The 814-nt window shown below is 47.2% G+C and carries 1 pseudogene; it reads left to right on the forward strand.

From position 1 onward, the window contains the following. Window positions 1-559: 559 nt before the first annotated feature. Window positions 560-814 (forward strand): annotated as a pseudogene (locus ASU00_RS24095) (group II intron reverse transcriptase/maturase); the annotation flags it as partial.

Raw genomic sequence — 814 nt, forward strand, 5'->3', positions numbered from 1 at the left:
TTTTCGTGCGCCCGGCATGGGTGCAATCTATAGGGTGTGAGTCCCGAACCATGAAGGCAGTAGTAATGGTTAGCTTAATGCAAGGGTGTCCATGGTGACGTGGAATCTGAAGGAAGCAAGCGGCAAACCTCCGGTCTGAGGAACACGAACTTCATATAAGGCTAGGTATCATTGGATGAGTTTGCGAAACAAAACAAAGTCCTTACTGCCGAAGGTGGTACAGAGTAAATGAAGCAGATAGATGGAGGGAAAGATTGCACTCTTACCCGGGGAGGTCTGATGACAGCCAAGTACACTTGGTAACCTGTCCAGTGATGGACAGCTGAATCATCAGAAGTCAGCAGAGGTCATAGTACTTGTCTACTCGAGAAGATAAGGAAGGACCGAACAGATTGAGGAGGACGGATACTAGGCGTTCGTTATTTTGCGAAGAAGCAAACAATTCCTAACGGAACTTATTTGAAGGAAGAAGTGGTGAATACACGGGGAACTTCAAAAGGGTGGAGCAGATAAAGGCACAAATAGACCATCTCGTCCACGCAGGGAAAGGATATCAACGATGTTAATGGAACAGATACTAGAGAGGGAAAACTTAATACAGGCATTGAAGCGTGTAGAAAGAAATAAGGGAAGCCATGGTGTAGATGGAATGCCGGTTCAAAACCTGAGAGCGCACCTCGCAACCGAATGGTACAACATGAAAACTGCCCTTTTACAGGGTACCTATCAACCGCAGCCCGTCCGTCGTATCGAAATCCCGAAACCAAACGGCGGAGTTCGGCTATTGGGTATTCCAACCGTTCTAGACCGTTTC

Origin of the sequence: Peribacillus muralis (assembly GCF_001439925.1) — a bacterium.
Taxonomy (GTDB): domain Bacteria; phylum Bacillota; class Bacilli; order Bacillales; family DSM-1321; genus Peribacillus; species Peribacillus muralis.